A 20,675-nucleotide genomic window follows, 5' to 3' on the forward strand; every position below is an offset into this window, starting at 1 on the left:
GTGCATGCCTCCAGCGTGTTGCCGTCCGCGTCGAGAATCAGCAGTGGCAGACGCGCTCGCGAGGTGCCGTAACCCACGTGGCGACCGTCCCAGTGATGCCGAGCGGCATTCGAGGAGGGGTGATCATCGCCACGAAGCCCAGTCACGTGGACAGTCCTCTTCAACACACCAGCAATCGGGGCGGCCTCCTACTACTCTCCTCGGCTCAAGGCCCGTCTCGCGCGTCTGCGCTCGCGGCTAGTTAAGGCTGGGTCCGATGCCAGGGCCTGTAGGTGCGCTGTTGCGAGTGGAGACCCGAGACCCATCAGCCGCTCGGCGGCCTCGATACGTGCGTCTACGGGCCGGGACGGGTCCGACGACCAGGTGGCAAGGAGTTCCGCGGCTTTTCCCCTGGTGAGTTCCATCAGCCACATCAAGCCACGCTCGCGGCCTTCCGACTCGATCGCTGGGTCACTGGCCAATTCCGCCAACAGGGCAACGCCTTGTTCTTCATGGCCACACATAAGGAGGGACCCGGCCGCGTCCGCGCGATCGGTCGAGGGAACGCGCGGATCCGTGGCGAACACACGCAGTAGAGTGGCGGCTCGTTCCGGATCGACGGAGTGAAGGTCCGTGGCAGCTCGGAGCCGGTCCGACACGGAAAGGCCCTCGTCGTTGGTCAGAGTCGCAAGTACATCCTTTGCCTGGTCGGGAGCGACTTTAGCCAGCTCCACAGCTGCGTTGATGCGTTCGCCAGGCTCCGCGGTGCGATCGGCCGCGAAGCTAAGCAAGAACGCCATCGACCGCTCGGGGCTTTCCGAGCCAGCGTGGCTGCCGCCATGGTCCGGGTGTACGGGGACGCCGAGTCATCACTTGCCAGCGCTGTAAGCGCTTCGTCGCCCAAGTGTGCGTCGACGTCCAGAAGTCGTCGTGCAGCATGGATCCGCTTGTCGTGAGGCTTGTCCGAACCGGCCATGCGGCGCAACAGCTCGATGCCTTGCTCCCGGTCCACGTCGACGAGCCATCGCGCAGCCCAGGAGCCAAAACGCTCGTCGTCGGCGAGACGAGCGATCAGGGCAGCTCCCCGACGTCGGTCCAGCTCCGTTAGATACAAAATGGCCAGTTGTTGATCCGCGTGATGCACGTCCGGGTCTGTCGCAGAGCGAACCAGCGCTTCAGTCACGCATTCGATCACGCCAGCGGACAGGGGAACCCCATCGATGACCAAAGCAGCGGCCGCCTCTTGGGCGGTCGGGGTGCCGTGCGCCAGCAGAGCGAGTACGAGGCTCTCCAGGTTATGGCCCTCGCGCGCCCACACCCCAGCCGTGAACAAGGCGAAGGACTCCATGTCGGGGAGAACCGCAAGAGATAGTGTCCGCTCATCCGGAGGAACCTCCCGGCAGTACCGGCAGGCGGCCAGATACTCAGCGAAAGTCTCGTGAACGAAGGAGAACACTCCGAAGCGCTCGACCAAAACGCCACTCTGACGCAGCAGTTCCCTGAGAACTTCGCGCCATTGGCCAACAGGCAGGCCTGCGGGCCGTAGCCCGTCTGTGGCCTCGGCGGCGATGTCCAACAACGGTCGAGCGTCCCCCTCAATGCGCCTGTGGGCGATCTCCTCCATCAACTCACGAACACCGGAGATGAGTTGTTCGGCAGCCTCCTCCCCCCGTGTCCCTGCCTGGCGGCGCACATGGGAGGGCAGGCGACGATACAGGTCGAGGCGCTCTCGCTCGACATCCAGGAGCAGCTCGGTGAACTGCTCATACAGCTCCGCCCGGCTCCTCGGCAGACGACAATCCCCGCTCTGGCCGAACAACAGGCAGGCCATTGTCGCGAGCAGCGGAACCCGGGCCGCATCCCGAAGCCGACCACGGTCCAGCTCGACAAGAAAACGCTCAGCAAGGCTCTCGGTGCCGGAAAGGTTCATTGCCTCGAACCATTTGGTGGCGAGTACACGAAGCTCGGAGTGGTCGAAAGGTTGAAGCCAGTGCGTTGGTGCCTTGCGGCACAACAGCAGCGTTTCGGCCTCGTCCAACGGCCGGCTCGTCAGGACAAAGCGATATCGCTGTGGGTCCGCAGCCATCACCGCGTGCACAGCCCGTCGGCGATCATTGAGGGTCAGCCTGCGCCATGACCTCGGCGTCGAGTTCGAGCCTGACTTCGAGCACACCCGCACGCGGATGCTCACTGTGCTCAATACAGAGCGCAGGGGGCTGGAGCGGATACTCGCCTCCGAACAGATTCAGGCCGCCAGGCCAGTTCCACGGGCCTGATGAACGACGAGGCCGCTGGGACCGGATCCATCAGATCGGCCAACGGGCGTGAGGCTCGGGCCACCCAGCTCAGAGCCAACCGGACATCGGCCGGCATCTCACGCGGCTCCGGGCGCGGGACTACGAACGCCCAGCCCCGCATCGCCCGCCGCAGCAGTTCGTCGCTCGGATGGCCCCGCACGTCCCGGAGCATCGCCTGGGTGATCGCACACAGTGCGTCGTTGATCTCGTCCCGGGTCTTCGCCGCGATCAGGGGCACCTCATCTCCGGGTACTCCAGAGCAAAGAAGTACCAGCTGCCACCGACCATGCTCGCCTGCGGCAAACCGTGGCTGGTCCTAGCAGGCGGCTTCCGCAGAGCCTTGCCGAGTAACGCGGAGGAGCGTGGCACCAAGGTCTTCGGTCAGGGCCCTGACGTCCGTAGCACCCCCTGAGCGTCGGCCAGCCGCGGCCTTCGACCGCGCCTCCTCCCGGGGATGCCGCGCGCTTGAGATTGCGGGTTCCTCTGACGTCCACCACCTTTCTGTTCAGGTGAACGTCCTGGATGCCCTGCGCCGGCCCACTCAATACAGGGAGGATCAGAGGTAGGATGAGTAGCATGAGTGACCCTACCGGCAAGTACTCGATCACCATGCCCCGAGACATCGCCGAAGCCGCCAAGGCCCGCAGCGGCCCTTCGGGCCTGTCTGCCTATGTCGCCGCCGCCGTCGCGCGCCAGATCGAGCGGGACAATCTCAACGAGCTCATCCAGGTCGCCGAGGCCGAGCACGGGCCCATCACCGACGAAGAGATCCAGGCCCTGCGCGACCAGCTCCACCAGGCCCGCCGGCAGCAAACGCAAGGCGGGGCGGACGCCGCGTGACCCGCCTCTCCCCCGCTACCCCCGGCGGCACCCTGGTCCTGGACAGCGAAGGGCTGGCCAAGGCCGTCCTTCGCGACCGCACCGTCACCGGCTGGCTCGCCCTCGCTCGCGCCGACGACCTGCGGGTGATCACTTCCGCGGCCACCCTCGTGGAAGTGGTCCACCCCAGGGTCAACCGCCCGGCCCTGGAGTGGACCCTCTCCCGTCTCGTTATCGAACCGGTCACCGAGCCAATCGCCCGCCACGCCGCCACCCTCCTCGCCGACGCCGGCCTGCACGGCCACAAGTACGCCATCGACGCCATGCTCAGCGCCACCGCCCTCGCCGCCCCCGGTCCGACGACAGTTCTCACCTCGGACCCCGAGGATCTAACCGCCCTGTGCGGCTCTCGCATCACCGCTATCAAGGTCTGAGGATCGACTCTCGCCTGCGATACCGATCCTCTTCGGCGCTCCCCACTGCAGGGCCGCGGACCGCGGAGCCATTCCGATCTGAACCATGGCCGGTTCGCATCAACTTCGGCGTGCCCCTAGCGAAATGGGTACGGGTGCCTCCCAGGCTTTCTGTCCCTTCCGCGCCGAGCACGCCCGATTGAAGCACCGCCAATACCAGGCTCCACTGCCTCGACGGCGCAGATCCACGTCATCCCCCTTGCACGCACCGCACCGGGGAGGTCTCGCGAAGTCTTCCACGTGCTCGTGAGCGAGGATCTTGCGGGCGAAGTGGCCACCCTTGATCGTCAGCATGACCTCGCGCGAGCGGCTTTGCGACAGGGAGTTGAGGCTGCCGAGCAGGACTGTGTGTTCGTCGATGACGACGATCTTCTGGTGCATGACATTGACGGAGACTACGGTCGGCACAACTTCCCGAAGCTGCTTGACCAGATCGGTCTGCTTTTTCTGGCCTGTGTCGTAGGGGTCGCGGACGAAGACCGTCACGCGGACTCCTCGGCGTACGGCGTCTCCCAACACGGGCAGCAAGCCGATCAGTCGCTTCGCAGTCCAGGGGGACCAGATCCACAGCGACGTTCGAGCCTCTGCGAGACGGTCGGCGAAGGTGTCGTAGAAGGAGATCTCGTCGTCGATGTCGGAGACCTCGACGTGGCGGGAAAGAACATCGGCCAGACGGGAGCTGAACTGGCCAAGGTCTGGCGGCACTTGGGCGTTGGGAGCGATGAGTCTGGTTGCGGGGACCGATCGGGCACGCTGTGTGCGGATGAACTCCGCCAGTTTTCCCATGGGGGTGTGTTCTTCTGCGGCCAGGATGCGACTGCGGCTTCCGATGACGTACAACCTGGTCTGTACGCGGGTGACGGCGACGTTGAAGAGGCGCACGCCGTTACGGGCACATGTCGTCGCCTCTGGAGCACGGGAGGCGTGGGCCATCCAAAGGCCGTCACCGTAGTCGTCCTCCACCGTGTCGAAGACCACCACGGGGAACTCGCGCCCCTGAAAGCGGTGAGCGGTGCCCACTTCGGCCATCCGGCCTCCGCCGCTGCCTTCGATGTCGCGGAGGGCCTCCAAAGTGGCTTCCGCCTGCACGGGGTATGGCGTGACGACCCCGGCCGACACTTCGCCTAGCGGCTCAGCGGGACCTCACCGCTGTTGCCCGCCCGTTCGGCGACCTCGGTTGCGTCGACTCCGGAGTTGAGCCGATCGACAGCGCCGAGTGCCGGAGGTTGTACGGGCGGGCGGCGGGCGACGAGCGAGGAGACGAAAACGGCCGGCGGGAGCGCCGGCGCGCGAGCCTCCTGCCAGAACGCGGAAGTACGTCGACGAGCCGACGACGACTTCAGCCGGACGAAAGGCGCCGTAGTACATACAGGCGAAGAAGCCGACCCGTCGGCGACCACGCGCCTGGCCGTAGCCGCCGACAGGCAGCTCGACGCGCGTCAGCACGAGACCTGGCTAACTTGCCGTCAGCTTGACCGTATTCGAGTAGGTGGTCTCGGTTTCACGCGCGACACCGATCAACCCTGGTCCGGGTTCCGACTCCGCCTGCGGCTTGTTGGTGGTCGCGTCGAGCGCCAGCCTGTAACTGTTCGTGCCATGGCGCAGCTTGCCTGTAATCAGCGACGAGGTCACTCGCCCGTTGGCGGGCACGGATGGCTCTGTCCAGGTCGCTCCGTCAACGTCCCGCCAGGAACACCCCCAGAATCCACAGACCTTGGTCTGCAGCGTCGCGGTCACGGAGTTTCCGCAAGCGCTGTTGCTGGTCCTGAACTGCGCGACGTCAGCGACGACCTGGGTACCGTCGGGCAGGACCTGCCTCCGAGGGTTGTAGAACTCACCCTCGATGATCTGAGGCGCGATGAAGCCGCAGTCGTGGGCACCACTCCAGGTCACCACACCGGCCGCAGGAAAGGGTGCTTGCCCCGAGACCTCGTCAGCCGTCGCCGCGCCAGCGGTGAAGGCAACAAGGCCCACTGCGGAGAGCGCTGCAGCGGCGATCTTCGTCTTGCGCATGACTGTCCTTTCGACGCCGATCCGGCCGCAACGTTCACCGAATCATCACCCACTCTTGCCCAACTCTCCACGAGAGTGCAGGCCATGGAAGGGGCGCTAAGGAGCATCGATAGATGAATCACACACAACGACACAACCCATACCCAGGGGAACCGAATTGGCTCGACCGCCCTTCACTCGGACAGCAGCGCGTCACGCCTGCCGGTCAGGGAGGATGTGCACCCTCAGCTCTGCTCGTGCTCCGGAGCCGTGTACGTGTCAGAGGTGTGCGCTTGGATGAGCGGGTGACCATTCATGATGTTGCGCGGCAACTGCCCGAGATAGCAGTTCTTCGCGAGCACTGCCGTTCCATGGCCATCCTGGAGGCGATTCTCAGCCCTGAGTGGGGGACCGTTACCACTCCTTCAACGACCACTGGTCCGAGAAGGAGTCGATGGCCTCGATGCGGAACGGATCAGGCGACGAGTACTCGATCGTCTTCTCGGCCGCCGGTGCCTACATCCGCGGATTCGATCACGAATCACCGATGAGCCCCTACGCAGAGGACGGGCCATGGCCCGGAGTGCTCGACGAGGTTCCCGACGTCTTCCGGCCGTGTGTTGAGGAGCCCGCGTTCTCGGATGAGGACGGAATGCCTGTCGTCACTGCGTGTACGTGGCGAGAGACGGGAGACAGTGGCTGGAAAGCCGGATCGATCGACTTTCCCCACAGGGAAAATGAAGACCCGGACGGTGCCGGCTACCTCTTCCAACTACTGCTGGATCGCACGCCCGAGGCGTTTCAGCGTTGGGCCGAGGACTACTACGAGGTCTCGGTGGACCTGGACGCCGTTCGTCACATCCTTTCCTCGCGCCCGCTGACCGTAGGAGTGGTCAGCGCGTTGAACTCAGAGATCGACCTGGCCGACCTCATGCAGGACATTGCGGAGATCGGCTATCCGACGAGCTGAGACGCTGCGCGACGAGGAGGCCCCTGGACACAGTGCCAGGGGCCTCGGACCGGGCAGGGGTGTCACCCACTTCCCTACTTCGACGGCCTCTCGGCCACCGATGGCACCGGGCTCGGCACGGTGGTCGGCTTCGCCGGGGCGGGGCTCGGGGCGGTCGAGGGCCGTTCGTTCGGCACCACCGTCGGCACGGGGCTGGGCGCGGTCCCCGGGGCGGAGGGCACCGGGCTCGGCACCCTCGTGGGCGCGGACGGGACCGGGCTCGGCTCGGACGGCCCCCCGGACGGCACCGGTGACGGCACCTCCGACGGCACGGGTGACGGCGTGGCGGACGGCGCCGTAGTCGTCGTCGGCGTGGCGGAGCCGGTCGCGGCGCCCGCGACGGCGGCCCAGCCCGCCACGGCCACGGCGCTTCCCGCGAGGACGCCGATCAGCAGGCGGCGGGTGGGTCGGATGCCGTGACGGTTCGTCAAAACTGCTCCTCTGTGGGCGGGTCGGTTGCGTGAGAGGAGTACGGGGCGGCGGCCGGGGCGGGTTGCACGGGCCGGTGCGGAAACTTTTCTTTCGGGGGCGTGCAACCTCGTGGCGCGTCCCGCCGTACCTCTGAAGGACAGGTGTGATCGGTTCGGCGGAGGGTCTGGGCGGGTGCGGGAAGCAGTCCGGGAGCGGGAGTTCCGGGAGTTCGCCGAGGCCCGGCAGGGGCAGCTCAGACGCAGCGCGTATCTGCTGTGCGGGGACTGGCACCAGGCCCAAGACCTCACTCAGACGACGCTGATGAAGCTGTACGCCTCCTGGGGCCGGATCCGCCGCGACGGCAACGTCGAGGCATACGCCCGTACGATCCTCACCCGCGCCTTCATCGATTAGTACCGCAAGCGGAGTTGGCGGGAGGAGCCGATGGAGGAGCTGCCGGAGCCGGTGTCCGCCGAGCCGCCGGACACGCCCGAGCTGCGGCTGGTGATGCAGGCCGCGCTGATGGAACTGCCGCCCCGCTACCGGGCGGTCCTGGTACTGCGGTCTGGGAGGACTGGAGTGTGGAGCAGACCGCCGAGGCGCTGCGCGTGGCCCCGGGCACGGTCAAGAGTCAGAGCGCCCGCGGGCTCGTCCGGCTGCGCGGGCTCGTCGAGGGCCTGGCCGGCGGGACGAGCGGGAGGTGAGGCGGGAGATGTACGACTCGGACGAGTACGGGGAGGGCGCCCGCGTGCGGGGCGCCTTCGAGGCCATCCTCGACGGCTCGGCGGAACCGGCCCTGCCCAGTGTCACCGACGCGGCCGTCGCCGGCGGCCGACGGATCCGACGCCGTCGTACGGCGGTCTCGGGCGCCGTGGGAGCGGTGGTGGCCGCCGCCCTGACGGCCGGGATCGTGGCCGCGCTGCCCGGCGCGGGCCCCGGCCACTCGTCGGTGCCGTCGGCGCCACTGGCCCCGGCGAGCAGTCCTCCGCCCACCCCCACCGGCCCGATGCCGGGGTCGGCCGTCCCCTCCGAACCGTCGGCCGTTCCGACGCCGGGACCCGGCACCGCCGGGACCACCACGGGCGACGCCCCCTGGCATCGCCGGCGCCGTGACGGCCGACGGGCCCGGGAGGCGAGGAAGGATCGGGGTACCCGTACAGCCGTGTGACAAGATGCTTCGGTCACGCCCCACCAGAAAGGGACGATTCCCATGTCCAGGGTCGAGCTGACCACTAATTTCGGCCGTATCGTCCTCGAGCTCGCGGACGCCGAGGCGCCCAAGACCGTCGAGAACTTCCTGAAGTACGTCGGCAACGGGCACTACGACGGCACGATCTTCCACCGGGTGATCAACGGCTTCATGGTCCAGGGCGGTGGCTTCACGCCGGACATGGTGCAGAAGCCCACGCTCGCGCCGGTCCCGAACGAGGCCGACAACGGTCTGAAGAACACCATGTACACCGTGGCGATGGCGCGCACCAGCGACCCGCACTCGGCGACCGCGCAGTTCTTCATCAACGTCTCCGACAACGAGTTCCTCAACTTCACGGCCAAGAGCCCGAACGGCTGGGGTTACACGGTGTTCGGCAAGGTCGTCGAGGGCCAGGACGTCGTCGACCAGATCAAGGGCGTACGGACCGGCAGCAGCCGCGGTCACGGAGACGTGCCGACGCAGCCGGTGATCATCGAGTCCGCGAAGGCCGTCGACTGACCTCGCCGGGAGACTGACGCGACCTGCGCGGTGCCGTCGGCGGTGCGCAGGTCACGCGGTCCGTTTGCGGGCGGTCGTCTTCTTGGCGGCCGTCTTCTTCGCGCTCGTCGCCTTCTTGGCCGACGCGGTCTTCTTCGTCCCCTGTGACGACTTTGCCGTCGTCTTCTTCGCGGCGGCCGTCTTCTTCGTCGTGGCGCTCTTGGCGGTCTTGGCGGTCGACTTCTTCCCGTCGGTCTGCTTCGGCGCCGCGCGTGCCGACTTGCGCTGGGGCAGCTGCCTGACCTCCGCGGGCTCCTCGCCCCGCGACTCCTTCGCCTCCCGCACGCTCTTCTCCAGCGCGGCCATCAGATCGAGCACCTTGCCGGCGCGAGCCTGCTCCGGGGCCTCCGGGGGCGCCTCGCCCGCGGCCTTCGCGGCGACGACCTCCTCCAGAGCCTCGCGGTACTCGTCGTGCAGTTCGTCGAGGTCGATCTCGCCGAGGGTGTCCATCAGGGCGTCGGCGAGATCGAGTTCCTTGTCGCTGATGGTGACCTTGGTGTCGGGGGCGAGTCCCTCGGGCGCGCGGACCTCGTCCGGCCACAGCAGCCCGTGCAGGGCGATGGCGTCCTCCACCACCCGGAGCATGCCGAGGCGTTCACGGCCACGCAGCGCGTACTTGGCGATGGCCACCTTGTTGCTGCGCTTCAGCGCCTCCCTGAGCAGGGTGTACGGCTTGGCGGCGGGGGCGCCGCCCGCCTGGAGGTAGTACGACGCGTCCATCTGGAGGGGGTCGATCCGGTCGGCCGGGACGAAGGCGACGATCTCGATGGTCTTGGCCGTCGGGAGCGGGAGGTGGGACAGGTCCTCGTCGGTGATCGGGATGATGGTGCCGTCCGCGTCCTCGTACCCCTTGCCGATCTCCGCCTGGCTGATCTCGCGGTCCTCCAGTTCGCAGACCTTGCGGTAGCGGACCCGGCCGCCGTCCTCGGTGTGGATCTGGCGGAAGGAGATCGAGTGGCTCTCGGTGGCGTTGACCAGCTTGATCGGGATGCTGACCAGGCCGAACGAGATGGCTCCGTTCCAAATGGATCTCACCAGCAGCACCCTTTCTTGGGTATTGCACTGTTTTGCCTGATATGCGTGAGATTCTCATCGTATGACGCCGATCACTGAGGTGGAGGGGCGACGGCTCGCGCTCAGCAATCTGGAGAAAGTGCTGTATCCGGCCACCGGCTTCACCAAGGGCGAGGTGCTGCATTACTACGCCACGACGGCCGAGGTACTGCTCCCCCATCTGCGTGACCGTCCCGTCTCCTTCCTGCGCTATCCGGACGGACCCGACGGTCAGGTGTTCTTCACCAAGAACGTTCCGCCGGGTACGCCCGACTGGGTCACCACCGCCGAGGTGCCGCGCTCGGAGGGGCCGGCCCGGATGGTGCTCGTGCAGGACCTCGCGAGTCTGATGTGGGCCGCCAACCTGGTCACCGAGTTCCACACCCATCAGTGGCCGCTCGGCACCCCCGACGAGGCGGACCGCCTGGTCCTCGATCTCGACCCGGGCGCGCCCGCGACGGTCGTCGAGTGCTGCGAGGTCGCGCTCTGGCTCAGGGAACGGCTGGCGGCGGACGGTATCGAGGCGTATCCGAAGACCGCCGGTTCGAAGGGACTGCATCTTCTGGCGGGGGTGCGGGGGGCGTCACCCGACCAGGTCTCGGAGTACGCCAAGCTGCTGGCCGTGGAGGCGGAGCGGGCGATGCCCCGGCTGGCCCTGCACCGGATGACCCGCAACCTGCGTCCGGGGAAGGTCTTCGTGGACTGGAGCCAGAATGCCGCCCGCAAGACCACGGCGACGCCGTACACCCTGCGGGCCCGTCCGCGGCCGTTGGTGTCGGCGCCGGTGACCTGGGCGGAGGTCGAGCAGTGCACGGCGCCTGAGCAGCTGGACTTCCAGGCGGTTGACATGGGGCCGCGTCTCCAGGACTACGGCGACCTGCTGGCACCGCTTCTCGATCGGGGACGGGCGACTCGGTTGCCGTGAGGGCGGGCATGGGGTGCCGGGTGAGGTTGTGGGGCGGGTGCGGGTTCGTGGGGGCTGGTCGCGCAGTTCCCCGCGCCCCTGAGGGGGTGCAGCACCCTGTGCCACGACGGGCCGGTCGGCGCCTACGGGGGTGCCGGGTCAGGTCGTAGGCCGGGTGCGGGCTGGTGGGGGCTGGTCGCGCAGTTCCCCGCGCCCCTGAGGGGTGCAGCACCCTGTGCCACGACGGGCCGGTCGGCGCCTACGGGGGTGCCGGGTCAGGTCGTAGGGCGGGTGCGGGTCGGTGGGGGCTGGTCGCGCAGTTCCCCGCGCCCCTGAGGGGTGCAGCACCCTGTGCCACGACGGGCCGGTCGGCGCACGCGCCACAACAGCCGCGTCGTCAGACCTGCGTCCATGTGTGGCGGTCGCGGGCCATCGCGTGCAGGGCCTCCACGTCGGCCGGCTTGAGGACGCCGCCCAGGCGGGTCAGTGCTTCCAGGTCCGTGTCGCGCAGGACGCGGACCTCGCGGGGCGGGAGGGTGACCGCGAGGTCGGAGGGGCCGACGAGGGCGAGGACCGGGTGGACCTCGGCGGTCAGGGCGTAGGAGGCGCGGTCGGCGTCGGCGCGGACGCGGCGCAGGAGGGGCTCGGGGTCGCGGCGGCCGAGGGCGACCATCGGGTCGGCCACCGTGACCCGCTGCTTGCGGGCGTACAGCGTGTGCACGGCGAACAGCCCGCCGGGGCCGATCGCCAGATGGTGGACGCGGTCGCCGCCGGGGAGCGGGACGGAGTGCAGGGTGTGCCAGCCCGCGCCGTCGAGGCGGTCCAGCGCCTCGCCCACGGTCTGCTCGGCCTCCAGCGCGCGGCGACGGGGGTCACGGCGGAGCCGGTGCGTGGGCCCTGGGTCCCGGTCCAGGGCGATCTGGAGGGCCTCGCCGGGCCGGTTGGGGGCGAGGTCGTCGTCCGGGTGGAGGGAGAGCCGGGCCAGTTCGGCGGGCGTCGGCACCGGGGGCGGGCCCACGGCCACCCGGCCGGTCAGGAAGGGTCCGAGGACATCCAGCACATCCTCTCTGCGGTCCTCGCTCAGCAGATTGATCCGGGCGGCCTCACGGTCGTACCAGGCGATGTTCCTGCCGTCCGTGAGGCAGACGTACAGCCGCTCCTGACCATGGCGCCAGGTCGGCACGACGCGCAGTCCGCTCATGCACATCACCCCATGGACCATGGGAACAGGCGGGGTGCTGCGCAGGCAAGAAGCCGGATACCTTTGGGGTGAGTTGCAGCGAGTTGCAGTGAGTTGCAGGGCTTGGCGCAGGGGCTTGGGGAGGCGCTGTTGCGGACCCGCAGGAAGCAACCCGACGTACCGGCTCCGGACAGAGCGTGGGACGAGATCGTGCCTGGGCTCTGGATGGGCGGGCACGAGTTCCGGGGCCTTTCCGGGCAACGGGAGTTCGCTGTCGTACGGGACGAGTTCGAGCTCGTGCAGACGCTGCTGCGGCTGCCGGGGCACGGTCCCGATCCCGGTGTCGAGCACCAGGTGTGGCCGATTCCGGACGGCCCGCTGGACGGTACCCAGCTCGCGGGCGTGATGCGCCTGGCGCAGGCCGCGAGCGACGCACTGGACGAGGGCCGCAGGGTCCTCGTCCGCTGTTATCACGGCTACAACCGCTCGGGCCTGGTCGTCGCGCACGCCCTGGTCCGCAGGGGGCATACGGCCGACGCGGCGATCCGGCTGATCCGGGGCCGGCGCTCGCCGTGGGCGCTGCACAACGAGCTGTTCGTCGAGTACCTGCAGGCCGGCCTGTCCACGGCCCGGCTGCTGGAGGAGCTGACCGAGTAGGCCTGCCCCCCGCCCACCGGACGGCAAAATGGGACGTCCGTACGAATGACGTCCGTACGAATAATGTGTACGGGGCCGACGCCCCCGAACGGCCCCGACCCCAGGAGCACAGTGCCCCCCGCCCGCCGCGCGCCCCGTACGACCCGCGCCGTAGCCGCCGTAGCCCTGCTGCTCGCGGCCGCGGCGGGCTGTGGTGACGCGGGCGATCTGGTGGGCGCGGGTTCGACGCCGACCGCGATCAGCCCGGACCGGCTGTGGCCGCAGCTGACGCCCGCCTCCAGCCCGGCCTTCGAGATCGGCGAGGTGGACTCGGAGGTCGTGGCGGGCGTCTCCGTGCCCGGCGACGACATCCGCACGGTGGACCCGGTCGCGCTCGTCCGGGCCGAGATCAAGGACGATCCCAGCAGCTACACCGGCGCGGGCTACGCCGAGACGGCCCGCCGGATGGCCGACTGTGGGAAGACGGGGGCGGCCGGGAAGCGGTGTCCCGTCCTGCGGCCGTACTACCGCGACCTGACCGGTGACGGGCACGAGGACCTGACGCTGGGCTTTCGGCAGCTGCCGGGCAATGTCACCGCCGTACGCGTCTACACCGTGGAGAAGCACCGGCTGGTGCGGGTCATGCACTGGGAGGACGCGGTCAGCGGGGTGGAGCTGGCCGGACGGTCGGTGATCATCCGTTCGCCGTCCGAGGTGGCCGGATACGAGTACCGGCTCCAGTGGACCTGGGACCCGCAGCAGAAGTCGATGCTCCTCACGCACGACGAGATGCTGCGCACCGGCAGTCGTGCCCTCGGGGGCGCCCCGAGTCCGGCGCCCGGCTCCCCCGCGAGCTCGCGATGAGACTCGCGCTGCCCCGTTGGTCCGGCACGCTGGCCGTGAAGACCGCCGTCTTCATCACCGTGATGTGCTGTGCGCTGGCCGCGCTGCTCGGTGTCCTGGTGCATGTCTCGGTGACGAACCAGACCGTCGGCGAGGCCCGTGACCTGGCACTGGGCCGGCTGAAGGAGGCGACCGAGGCGTACGAGGCCGGGGACACGCTGGAGTGGGACGCGGGCGTGGACCCGCCGGACCTGCCGGCGTCGCTGCGGACGCTGGCGGTGGCCGGGGACCGCGGCACGATGGTCACTGAGCACGGCGGTCGCCCCACGATGTGGGCGGCGGGACCGGTGGACGGGAACCGGGCGCTGGCCGTGGAGGTCGACTATTCGCAGGGCGCGCGGACGATCGCGGGCCTCGACCGGGCGATCCTGTGGTCGTCGGCGCTGGCGATCACGGCGACGCTGCTGATGGGGGCGTTCGCGGTCACCCGGGTGACGACCCGGCTGCACACGACCGCCCGGGTGGCCCGGCGGATCAGTGCGGGCGATCTCGACGCGCGCGTCGACGACCCCCGGACGAAGGATCCGTCGCGGCCGCAGGACGAGGTGGCCGCGGTGGCCGCCGCGCTGGACTCCATGGCGGGGTCGTTGCAGGGGAAGCTGCTGAGCGAGCAGCGGTTCACCGCGGATGTGGCACATGAGCTGCGGACGCCGTTGACGGGACTGCACGCGGCGGCCGAGCTGCTGCCGCCGGGCCGGCCGACCGAGCTGGTGCGGGATCGGGTGGCCGCGTTGCGGACCCTGACGGAGGACCTGCTGGAGATCTCCCGGCTGGACACGGGGCGCGAGACGGTGGAGCTGGACACCGAACGCCTGGCCGCGGTGGCCGAGCGGGTGGTGCGGGCGTCCGGCACCGGCACCGAGGTCGTCGTCGTACGGGATCTGGCCGTGGAGACGGACCGGAGGCGGCTGGAGCGGGTGCTGGGAAACCTGGTCGTCAACGCGCATCGGCATGGGCGGGGGCCGGTGTCCGTGACGGTCGACGGGGCGGTGGTGACCGTTCGGGACCATGGGGACGGATTTCCGGAGTACCTGGTCGAGCACGGGCCGCAGCGGTTCCGTACGGAGGGCGGGGCCCGGGGGCACGGGCTGGGGCTGACCATCGCGGTGGGGCAGGCCGAGGTTCTCGGGGCTCGGCTCTCGTTCTCGAACGCGGCTGACGGTGGGGCGGTCGCGACTCTGACGCTGCGGTAGGCGCTGCTCCTATGGCCCATCTGAAAAGGCGACACCTCCGCCCGCCTCCTAACGTGGCGAACAGTCAGGTTCGCTCCCCCACGGAGGTCTCCTCATGTCCCTGCGCTCCCGTTTCTCGATAGCCGTCGCCGCCGGCGCCCTCGCCGTCACCGCCCTCGCCACGCCCGCCGTCGCCGACGACGAGTGGGGGGCCGATGCCCAGAGCGCCTCGGAGAGCCACCAGAACCAGGACCCGGGCCAGCACCAGGACCAGGACCCGAACCAGCACCAGGACCCGAACCAGCACCAGAACCAGGACCCGGGCGAGCATCAGAACCAGAACTCGCGCCTGTCCAGGGGGGTGGTGACGGCCAGTTCGCTGGCACTGCGCAGTGCCCCGAACCGGGGCGGGCAGATCATCCGATGGGCCGACCGGGGTGAGGTCGTCTCCATCTTCTGCCGGACCAACGGCCAGAGCGTCCAGGGCAACCGCCAGTGGTACCTCCTCACGGACGGCACCTGGGCCTGGGGCGCGGCCCGCTACATCAGGACCATCGGGTCGGCGCCACGCTGGTGCTGACATCCCGCGCAGGCTAGGCAGACATCACGTCCTATTTGGGTAAGTTCCGGACATGACCAAGGCCGGAACCACCGTGGCCCCCGCGGACACCTCCGCTCGCGCGGCACGCCTGCCCCGGCGCCGTGGCATCGAACTGGCCCTCATCGCCCTCGCCGTCCTGCTCTCGGTGTACGGCTACTGCGCTGTCGGTCTCGCCCGCAACGGCACCGTCCCGCCCGGCGCCGCCGGTTACGGCGCCGGGCTCGGGGTGCTCGCGCTCCTCGCCCATCTGGCGGTGCGTCTGAGGGCGCCGTACGCCGATCCGCTCCTGCTGCCCATCGGGGTGCTGCTCAACGGCCTGGGCCTGGTGCTGATCTACCGGCTCGACCTGGAGACGCCCGGGGACCGCGCGGCCCCGACCCAGCTCGTGTGGTCCACGGTCGGGGTGACCCTGTTCATCGTGGTCGTACTGATACTGCGCGACCACCGGGTGCTCCAGCGGTACGCCTACGTCTGTGTCGCCGCCGCGCTCGCCCTGCTGACCCTCCCGATCCTCTTCCCCGCAGTGAACGGCGCCCGGATCTGGATCAGGATCGCCGGGTTCTCCATCCAGCCGGGCGAGTTCGCGAAGGTGCTGCTGGCCGTGTTCTTCGCCGCGTATCTCGCGACCAACCGGAACGCGCTGGCGTTCGCGGGCCGACGGTTCTGGGGCCTGCAACTGCCCACGGGCCGGGTCCTCGGCCCCCTTCTCGCCATCTGGCTGATCAGCGTCGGGGTCCTGGTCCTGGAGCGGGACCTCGGCACCTCGCTGCTGTTCTTCGGGCTGTTCGTCGTGCTGCTGTACGTCGCCACCGGGCTCACCGGCTGGATCGCGCTGGGACTGCTGCTGGCCGCCGTCGGCGCCTTCGCCGTGGGCTGGCTGGAGCCGCATGTGCACAGCAGGGTGGAGGACTGGCTGCATCCGTTCGCTTCGATCGAGGCCGGCCAGGGGCCGAACCAGCTCGCACAGTCCCTGTTCGCCTTCGCGGCGGGCGGGGTCCTCGGCACCGGGCTCGGGCTCGGCCACTCCGTCCTGATCGGATTCGCCGTGAAGTCCGACTTCATCCTGGCGACGGCCGGCGAGGAGCTGGGCCTGGCCGGGCTGTCCGCCGTCTTCCTGCTGTACGCCCTTCTCGTGGAGCGCGGCTACCGTGCGGGCCTCTCCCTGCGCGACCCCTTCGGGCGGCTGCTGGCGATCGGTCTCGCCTCGATCGTCGCGCTCCAGGTGTTCGTGATCGCGGGCGGGGTCGGCGGACTGATCCCGCTCACCGGCATGGCGATGCCGTTCCTCGCGCAGGGCGGCTCGTCGGTCGTGACCAACTGGGCGATCGTCGCCCTGCTGATCCGGGTGAGCGACTCGGCCCGCCGACAGTACGACGGCAAGGAGACCCCGTGACGACGCCAGGCCCCGGCATGACCCGTTACATCCGGCACGCCGCCTGCTTCTGCGCCCTGCTGCTCGTGGCGCTCCTCGTCAACGCCACCCGCGTCCAGGTCGTCCAGGCCCACCTGCACGACGCGAACCCGGCCAACCGCCGCGAGAACATCGCCCGTTACGGCCGCGAGCGCGGCGACATCCTGGTCGGCGGGCGGCCGGTCACCGGATCCCGGGACACCGGGGAGCAGCTGCGCTACGAACGCACGTACCGGGACGGGCCCTTGTACGCGCCGGTCACCGGCTTCGCCTCGCAGGAGTACGGCACGACCCTCCTGGAGCACAGCGAGGACCCGGTCCTGTCCGGCTCGGACCCGCTGCTGACGCCGTTCCCCCTGTGGAACGACTTCACGAGGCGGCGCAACCCGGGCGGAGACGTCGTCACGACGCTCGACGAGTCCGCGCAGAAGGCGGCCTTCGACGGGCTCGCCGGGCGCAAGGGCGCGGTGGCGGCGGTGGAGCCGGCGACGGGACGCATCCTCGCGCTGGTGTCCTCGCCGTCCTACGACCCGGGGGTGCTGTCCGGCAACGACCCGGGGGTGGGCCGGTCCTGGGCGCGGCTCAACGCCGATCCGGACCGGCCGATGCTCAACCGGGCGGTGCGGCAGACCTATCCGCCGGGTTCGACGTTCAAGGTGGTCACCGCGGCGGCCGCGCTGGACGCGGGGGTGATCAAGGACGTGGACGAGCCGACCGACTCGCCGGCTCCGTACACCCTGCCCGGCACCACCACCTCGCTCAGCAACGAGTCCGACGGCTGCGAGGACCTGTCCCTGCGGGAGGCCTTCCGCTGGTCGTGCAACACGGTGTTCGCGAAGCTCGGGGTGGACGTGGGGGCGCGGGACATGACGGCCACCGCGCGCGCCTTCGGCTTCGACGACGACGCGCTGCGGATCCCCTTCTCGGTGGCCCGCAGCACCTTCGACCCGACCGTCGACAGGGCGCAGCTGGCCCTGTCGTCGATCGGTCAGTACAACACCCGTGCGACGCCGCTCCAGATGGCGATGGTCTCGGCGGCCGTCGCCGACGGCGGGCAGATCCGCACGCCCTATCTGGTGGAGCGGACCACCACGGCCGGTGGCAGCATCGTGGCCACGACGGGCCCGCGTCCGGTGCGGCAGGCGATGGCCCCGGCGACGGCCGCGGTGCTGAAGGAGCTCATGACCCAGGTGGTGACCGAGGGCACCGGCACCAACGCGGCCATTCCGGGCGCGATCGTCGGCGGCAAGACCGGCACCGCCCAGCACGGCATCGGCAACGCCGGGATGCCGTACGCCTGGTTCGTGGCGTGGGCGCAGGGTGAGCGGGACGTGCAGCCGAAGGTCGCGGTGGCCGTGGTAGTGGAGGACGCGTCGGCGGTCCGGGGGGACATCACCGGCGGCGGGGTGGCGGCGCCGATCGCGCGAGCGGTGATGGAGGCGGCGCTCAACGCCAAGGAGTGAGACGGGGCTTGAGGCCCGCCGGGCGACCGACCTACCGTTCGGTCCATGACTGGAGCCACCGCGTACCAACTCGCCCAGGTGAACATCGGCCGCCTCAAAGCACCTCTGGACTCCGTGCAGTTGAAGGACTTCGTCGACAACCTCGATCCCGTGAACGCCGACGCGGACGCCGCCGACGGTTTCGTCTGGCGGCTGGAGGGTGATGCCGGCGACGCGACGGACATCGCCGTCTTCGGGGACGAGTGGCTGATCATCAACATGTCGGTGTGGCGGGACGCCGACGCGCTGACGGCGTACATGTACCAGGGCCGGCACCGCGAGATGCTCGCCCGCCGCAGGGAGTTCTTCGAGCGCGTCCAGGAGGCGATGGTGGCCCTGTGGTGGGTCCCGGCCGGCCACCGCCCCACGGTCGCCGAGGCCGAGTCCCGACTGCTGCACCTGCGCACCAACGGCCCGACTCCGTACGCCTTCACGCTCCGCACGCCCTACCCGGCGCAGGGGGCGGAGCCGGTCACGGTTCTGGGGATCCCGGACGATCTGGGGTGCTCGGTCTAGGCCGTCAGCCGATCGGCTTCCGCAACTCCGAGCGGATTTGCTCCGTCACCTTCGCCAACTTGCCCAGATCGACCTCGGCCGGGTCCTGGCTCATCTTGGCGGTGATGATCTCGGCCACCGCCCCGCCGGTGTTGCCGTCGCCCCAGCCGCACATCGGAACCGTCACCTTCTTGGTGGTCTGCTCGTCCGTGAGGACCTCACAGCTGATGGTGATCCCGCCGGAGCCGGCGGGGTGGAAGTCCTTCGCCGGTATCGCGATGCGGGAGCCCTCTGCCGCGCCGCCCTTCATCACGTCCTCCCGCATGCGGCCGGGGTATTTGAACCGGCCGTACATGCCCGAGACGACGAGCGTGGCCTTTTCCTTGTCACCGGCCGGGCTGTACTGCGCCAGGACGGCCTTCAGATCCTTGTAGCCCCACGCGCCGTCCGCCTCCTTCTCGATCTCCTTCGCGTCCGCGGAGTCGGAAAGGTCCTCGTCGAGTGCGTAGCGGCCGTCCACCAGCGTCTTGGGCAGGTCGAGCGTGTACTCGGCATCCGGATAGCCCGCGCCGCTCGACTCCTCCACCCCGCGCATGACCGAGCCCACCACCCCCAGGGCGACGAGTCCGCCCACGACGGCGAGGACCACCACGAGCGGACGTCGCCTCGAGGGCGGGGCGACAGGGGCAGGCGCACCCCAGCCGTACGGTTGTTGCTGCGGGGGGTACGGGTTGCCGTACGGCTGTTGCTGCGGCGGCACCGGCGGTGGGCCGTACGGCTGCTGCTGGCCGTAGGACTGCTGCTGAGGATAGGGCTGCTGCTGAGCGTAGGGCCCGGGAGCGTAAGGCCCCTGCGGAGGCTGCTGGTTGTAGGGGTTCGGCGGGCCGTACGGGCTCTGAGGCGTGGACACGTCAGTACGTTACTCCACGTGAGCGGCCCCCCTCCTCGATCGCCTCCTCCACCTCCGCGACCCGCTCCCGTTCCTCCGCCGCGAAGCGTTCCGCGTCCAGTTTCTCGGCGATCTCCTCGTCCTGGGCCATGAGGAGGTCGAGGTTGGAGTCGCCCATCTCGAAGACGCCCATGTCGACGTAGGCCTGCTGGAGGCGTCTGCCCCACAGGCCGATGTCCTTGACGCAGGGGACGATCCGGGAGAACAGCAGTCGACGGAAGAGGGCGAGGAACTCGGACCGCTCGGCGTACTCCTCGGCCTCCGCCTTCGGGATGCCGAAGTTCTCCAGGACCTCGACCCCGCGCAGGCGGTCGCGCATCAGGTAGCAGCCCTCGATGACGAACTCCTCGCGCTCGCGCAGTTCGGCGTCGGAGAGCTGCCGGTAGTAGTCCCGCAGGGCCATGCGGCCGAAGGCGACGTGCCGGGCCTCGTCCTGCATGACGTAGGCGAGGATCTGCTTGGGCAGGGGCTTGTCGGTGGTGTCGCGGATCATGCCGAAGGCCGCCAGCGCGAGGCCCTCGATGAGGACCTGCATGCCGAGGTAGGGCATGTCCCAGCGCGAGTCGCTCAGCGTTTCGCCCAGCAGGGACTTCAGGTTGTCGTTGATCGGGTACAGCATCCCGATCTTCTCGTGGAGGAAACGGCCGTAGATCTCCCCGTGCCGCGCCTCGTCCATCACCTGGGTCGCCGAGTAGAGCTTGGCGTCGAGGTCGGGCACGGACTCCACGATCCGCGCGGCGCACACCATCGCGCCCTGCTCGCCGTGCAGGAACTGGCTGAACTGCCAGGAGGCGAGGTGCCGGCGGAGTTCGCCCTTGTCCTTGTCGGTGAACTTGGCCCAGTACTTGGTGCCGTAGACGGAGATGGACTCGTCGGGGGTGCCGAGGGGGTCGTGGGGATCGACTTCGAGGTCCCAGTCGATGCGCTTCTGCCCGTCCCACTGTTTGTCCTTGCCCTTCTGGTAGAGGGCCAGGAGGCGGTCGCGACCGTCGTCGTACTCCCAGCTGAAACGGGCCTTGCCCGTTGCCGGTACCTGCCAGTGGGGGTCGCCGGGATCCGTGGTGTACAGGTCGAAAGTCGGCATGTCCCGCAGGCTGCCCCTTTGTAGACGCCGGGTCAACAAGTCGCGCGCAGGGGAT

19 protein-coding genes and 3 pseudogenes are annotated in these 20,675 nt (G+C 69.3%); 15 read left to right on the forward strand and 7 right to left on the reverse strand.

Translation table 11 applies throughout. From position 1 onward, the window contains the following. Positions 1 to 658: 658 nt before the first annotated feature. Positions 659 to 2,170 (reverse strand): hypothetical protein, encoded by a 1,512-nt coding sequence (locus tag ABZT93_RS12240; RefSeq protein WP_356102654.1) that lies wholly within the window; start codon positions 2,168 to 2,170, stop codon positions 659 to 661. 682 nt (positions 2,171 to 2,852) lie between these two features. Here ABZT93_RS12240 and ABZT93_RS12245 point away from each other — a divergent pair. Together ABZT93_RS12245 and ABZT93_RS12250 are read left to right on the forward strand one after the other, a co-directional pair. Continuing rightward, positions 2,853 to 3,116: a CopG family transcriptional regulator gene (locus ABZT93_RS12245; RefSeq protein ID WP_356102657.1), complete on the forward strand. Its 264-nt coding sequence runs from the start codon at positions 2,853 to 2,855 to the stop codon at positions 3,114 to 3,116. Beyond that, a complete protein-coding gene (locus ABZT93_RS12250) occupies positions 3,113 to 3,529 on the forward strand; it encodes a PIN domain-containing protein (protein WP_356102660.1) in 417 nt (138 codons plus the stop codon). The genes ABZT93_RS12245 and ABZT93_RS12250 overlap by 4 nt, the downstream gene beginning before the upstream one ends. 99 nt (positions 3,530 to 3,628) lie before the next feature. Here ABZT93_RS12250 and ABZT93_RS12255 read toward each other — a convergent pair whose 3' ends face one another. Together ABZT93_RS12255 and ABZT93_RS12260 are read right to left on the reverse strand one after the other, a co-directional pair. Beyond that, entirely contained in the window at positions 3,629 to 4,687 is a 1,059-nt protein-coding gene (locus tag ABZT93_RS12255) for a phospholipase D-like domain-containing protein (protein ID WP_356102663.1), read from the reverse strand. A 336-nt stretch (positions 4,688 to 5,023) separates the two neighbouring features. Beyond that, the gene (locus ABZT93_RS12260) at positions 5,024 to 5,581 is read right to left on the reverse strand and encodes a hypothetical protein (protein ID WP_356102665.1); all 558 of its coding nucleotides are present in this window, start codon (positions 5,579 to 5,581) and stop codon (positions 5,024 to 5,026) included. 284 nt (positions 5,582 to 5,865) lie between these two features. Between ABZT93_RS12260 and ABZT93_RS12265 the strand changes: the two are divergent. From ABZT93_RS12265 to ABZT93_RS12285, 5 genes and pseudogenes are all read left to right on the forward strand, one after another. After that, a pseudogene (locus ABZT93_RS12265) lies at positions 5,866 to 6,530 on the forward strand (hypothetical protein). A 120-nt stretch (positions 6,531 to 6,650) separates the two neighbouring features. Beyond that, positions 6,651 to 6,989, forward strand: a complete 339-nt coding sequence (locus ABZT93_RS12270) for a hypothetical protein (RefSeq protein WP_356102668.1) — start codon at positions 6,651 to 6,653, stop codon at positions 6,987 to 6,989. 183 nt (positions 6,990 to 7,172) lie between these two features. After that, positions 7,173 to 7,684: pseudogene (locus tag ABZT93_RS12275) on the forward strand (SigE family RNA polymerase sigma factor). Between the two features lie 8 nt (positions 7,685 to 7,692). Further along, positions 7,693 to 8,093: pseudogene (locus ABZT93_RS12280) on the forward strand (hypothetical protein). Between the two features lie 91 nt (positions 8,094 to 8,184). Then, on the forward strand, positions 8,185 to 8,691 hold the full coding sequence (locus ABZT93_RS12285) for a peptidylprolyl isomerase (RefSeq protein ID WP_356024829.1): 507 nt from the start codon (positions 8,185 to 8,187) through the stop codon (positions 8,689 to 8,691). Between the two features lie 51 nt (positions 8,692 to 8,742). Here the strand turns inward: ABZT93_RS12285 and ABZT93_RS12290 are convergent, their stop codons facing one another. After that, positions 8,743 to 9,765, reverse strand: a complete 1,023-nt coding sequence (locus ABZT93_RS12290) for a Ku protein (RefSeq protein ID WP_356102671.1) — start codon at positions 9,763 to 9,765, stop codon at positions 8,743 to 8,745. Positions 9,766 to 9,826: 61 nt separating this feature from the next. Here ABZT93_RS12290 and ligD point away from each other — a divergent pair, with 61 nt between their 5' ends. Next, positions 9,827 to 10,708 (forward strand): non-homologous end-joining DNA ligase, encoded by an 882-nt coding sequence (gene ligD, locus ABZT93_RS12295; RefSeq protein ID WP_356102674.1) that lies wholly within the window; start codon positions 9,827 to 9,829, stop codon positions 10,706 to 10,708. Between the two features lie 376 nt (positions 10,709 to 11,084). Here the strand turns inward: ligD and ABZT93_RS12300 are convergent, their stop codons facing one another. Continuing rightward, positions 11,085 to 11,888 (reverse strand): nuclease-related domain-containing protein, encoded by an 804-nt coding sequence (locus tag ABZT93_RS12300; protein ID WP_356102677.1) that lies wholly within the window; start codon positions 11,886 to 11,888, stop codon positions 11,085 to 11,087. A 129-nt stretch (positions 11,889 to 12,017) separates the two neighbouring features. Between ABZT93_RS12300 and ABZT93_RS12305 the strand changes: the two genes are divergently transcribed. The 7 genes from ABZT93_RS12305 (at position 12,018) to ABZT93_RS12335 (ending at position 18,608) form a co-directional block, all read left to right on the forward strand. After that, the gene (locus ABZT93_RS12305) at positions 12,018 to 12,524 is read left to right on the forward strand and encodes a dual specificity protein phosphatase family protein (protein WP_356102681.1); all 507 of its coding nucleotides are present in this window, start codon (positions 12,018 to 12,020) and stop codon (positions 12,522 to 12,524) included. 63 nt (positions 12,525 to 12,587) lie between these two features. Beyond that, a complete protein-coding gene (locus ABZT93_RS12310; protein ID WP_356102684.1) occupies positions 12,588 to 13,367 on the forward strand; it encodes a hypothetical protein in 780 nt (259 codons plus the stop codon). Next, positions 13,364 to 14,599 (forward strand): HAMP domain-containing sensor histidine kinase, encoded by a 1,236-nt coding sequence (locus ABZT93_RS12315; protein WP_356102687.1) that lies wholly within the window; start codon positions 13,364 to 13,366, stop codon positions 14,597 to 14,599. The genes ABZT93_RS12310 and ABZT93_RS12315 overlap by 4 nt, the downstream gene beginning before the upstream one ends. A gap of 94 nt (positions 14,600 to 14,693) precedes the next feature. Then, positions 14,694 to 15,158 (forward strand): SH3 domain-containing protein, encoded by a 465-nt coding sequence (locus tag ABZT93_RS12320; protein WP_356102690.1) that lies wholly within the window; start codon positions 14,694 to 14,696, stop codon positions 15,156 to 15,158. 52 nt (positions 15,159 to 15,210) lie between these two features. After that, a complete protein-coding gene (locus ABZT93_RS12325) occupies positions 15,211 to 16,572 on the forward strand; it encodes an FtsW/RodA/SpoVE family cell cycle protein (RefSeq protein WP_356102693.1) in 1,362 nt (453 codons plus the stop codon). Positions 16,573 to 16,589: 17 nt separating this feature from the next. Continuing rightward, the gene (locus ABZT93_RS12330) at positions 16,590 to 18,053 is read left to right on the forward strand and encodes a penicillin-binding transpeptidase domain-containing protein (protein WP_356102933.1); all 1,464 of its coding nucleotides are present in this window, start codon (positions 16,590 to 16,592) and stop codon (positions 18,051 to 18,053) included. Positions 18,054 to 18,098: 45 nt separating this feature from the next. After that, the gene (locus ABZT93_RS12335) at positions 18,099 to 18,608 is read left to right on the forward strand and encodes a DUF3291 domain-containing protein (RefSeq protein WP_356102696.1); all 510 of its coding nucleotides are present in this window, start codon (positions 18,099 to 18,101) and stop codon (positions 18,606 to 18,608) included. Positions 18,609 to 18,612: 4 nt separating this feature from the next. Here the strand turns inward: ABZT93_RS12335 and ABZT93_RS12340 are convergent, their stop codons facing one another. Together ABZT93_RS12340 and ABZT93_RS12345 are read right to left on the reverse strand one after the other, a co-directional pair. After that, positions 18,613 to 19,497 carry a hypothetical protein gene (locus tag ABZT93_RS12340; RefSeq protein ID WP_356102699.1) on the reverse strand — a complete coding sequence of 295 codons (885 nt, stop codon included), beginning with the start codon at positions 19,495 to 19,497 and terminating at the stop codon, positions 18,613 to 18,615. Position 19,498: 1 nt separating this feature from the next. Then, a complete protein-coding gene (locus ABZT93_RS12345; RefSeq protein WP_356102701.1) occupies positions 19,499 to 20,620 on the reverse strand; it encodes a ferritin-like domain-containing protein in 1,122 nt (373 codons plus the stop codon). Between the last annotated feature and the right edge of the window lie 55 nt (positions 20,621 to 20,675).

This window comes from Streptomyces sp. NPDC005303, from assembly GCF_040607335.1.
Taxonomy (GTDB): domain Bacteria; phylum Actinomycetota; class Actinomycetes; order Streptomycetales; family Streptomycetaceae; genus Streptomyces.

Bases quoted from the DNA above. Each gene is read 5' to 3' on its own strand.
- ABZT93_RS12330 (WP_356102933.1), top strand. From the start codon at position 16,590: ATGACCCGTTACATCCGGCACGCCGCCTGCTTCTGCGCCCTGCTGCTC.
- ABZT93_RS12320 (WP_356102690.1), top strand. From the start codon at position 14,694: ATGTCCCTGCGCTCCCGTTTCTCGATAGCCGTCGCCGCCGGCGCCCTC.
- ABZT93_RS12315 (WP_356102687.1), top strand. From the start codon at position 13,364: ATGAGACTCGCGCTGCCCCGTTGGTCCGGCACGCTGGCCGTGAAGACC.
- ABZT93_RS12300 (WP_356102677.1), bottom strand. From the start codon at position 11,888: ATGAGCGGACTGCGCGTCGTGCCGACCTGGCGCCATGGTCAGGAGCGG.
- ligD (WP_356102674.1), top strand. From the start codon at position 9,827: ATGACGCCGATCACTGAGGTGGAGGGGCGACGGCTCGCGCTCAGCAAT.
- ABZT93_RS12245 (WP_356102657.1), top strand. From the start codon at position 2,853: ATGAGTGACCCTACCGGCAAGTACTCGATCACCATGCCCCGAGACATC.
- ABZT93_RS12335 (WP_356102696.1), top strand. From the start codon at position 18,099: ATGACTGGAGCCACCGCGTACCAACTCGCCCAGGTGAACATCGGCCGC.
- ABZT93_RS12260 (WP_356102665.1), bottom strand. From the start codon at position 5,581: ATGCGCAAGACGAAGATCGCCGCTGCAGCGCTCTCCGCAGTGGGCCTT.
- ABZT93_RS12325 (WP_356102693.1), top strand. From the start codon at position 15,211: ATGACCAAGGCCGGAACCACCGTGGCCCCCGCGGACACCTCCGCTCGC.
- ABZT93_RS12345 (WP_356102701.1), bottom strand. From the start codon at position 20,620: ATGCCGACTTTCGACCTGTACACCACGGATCCCGGCGACCCCCACTGG.
- ABZT93_RS12310 (WP_356102684.1), top strand. From the start codon at position 12,588: ATGTGTACGGGGCCGACGCCCCCGAACGGCCCCGACCCCAGGAGCACA.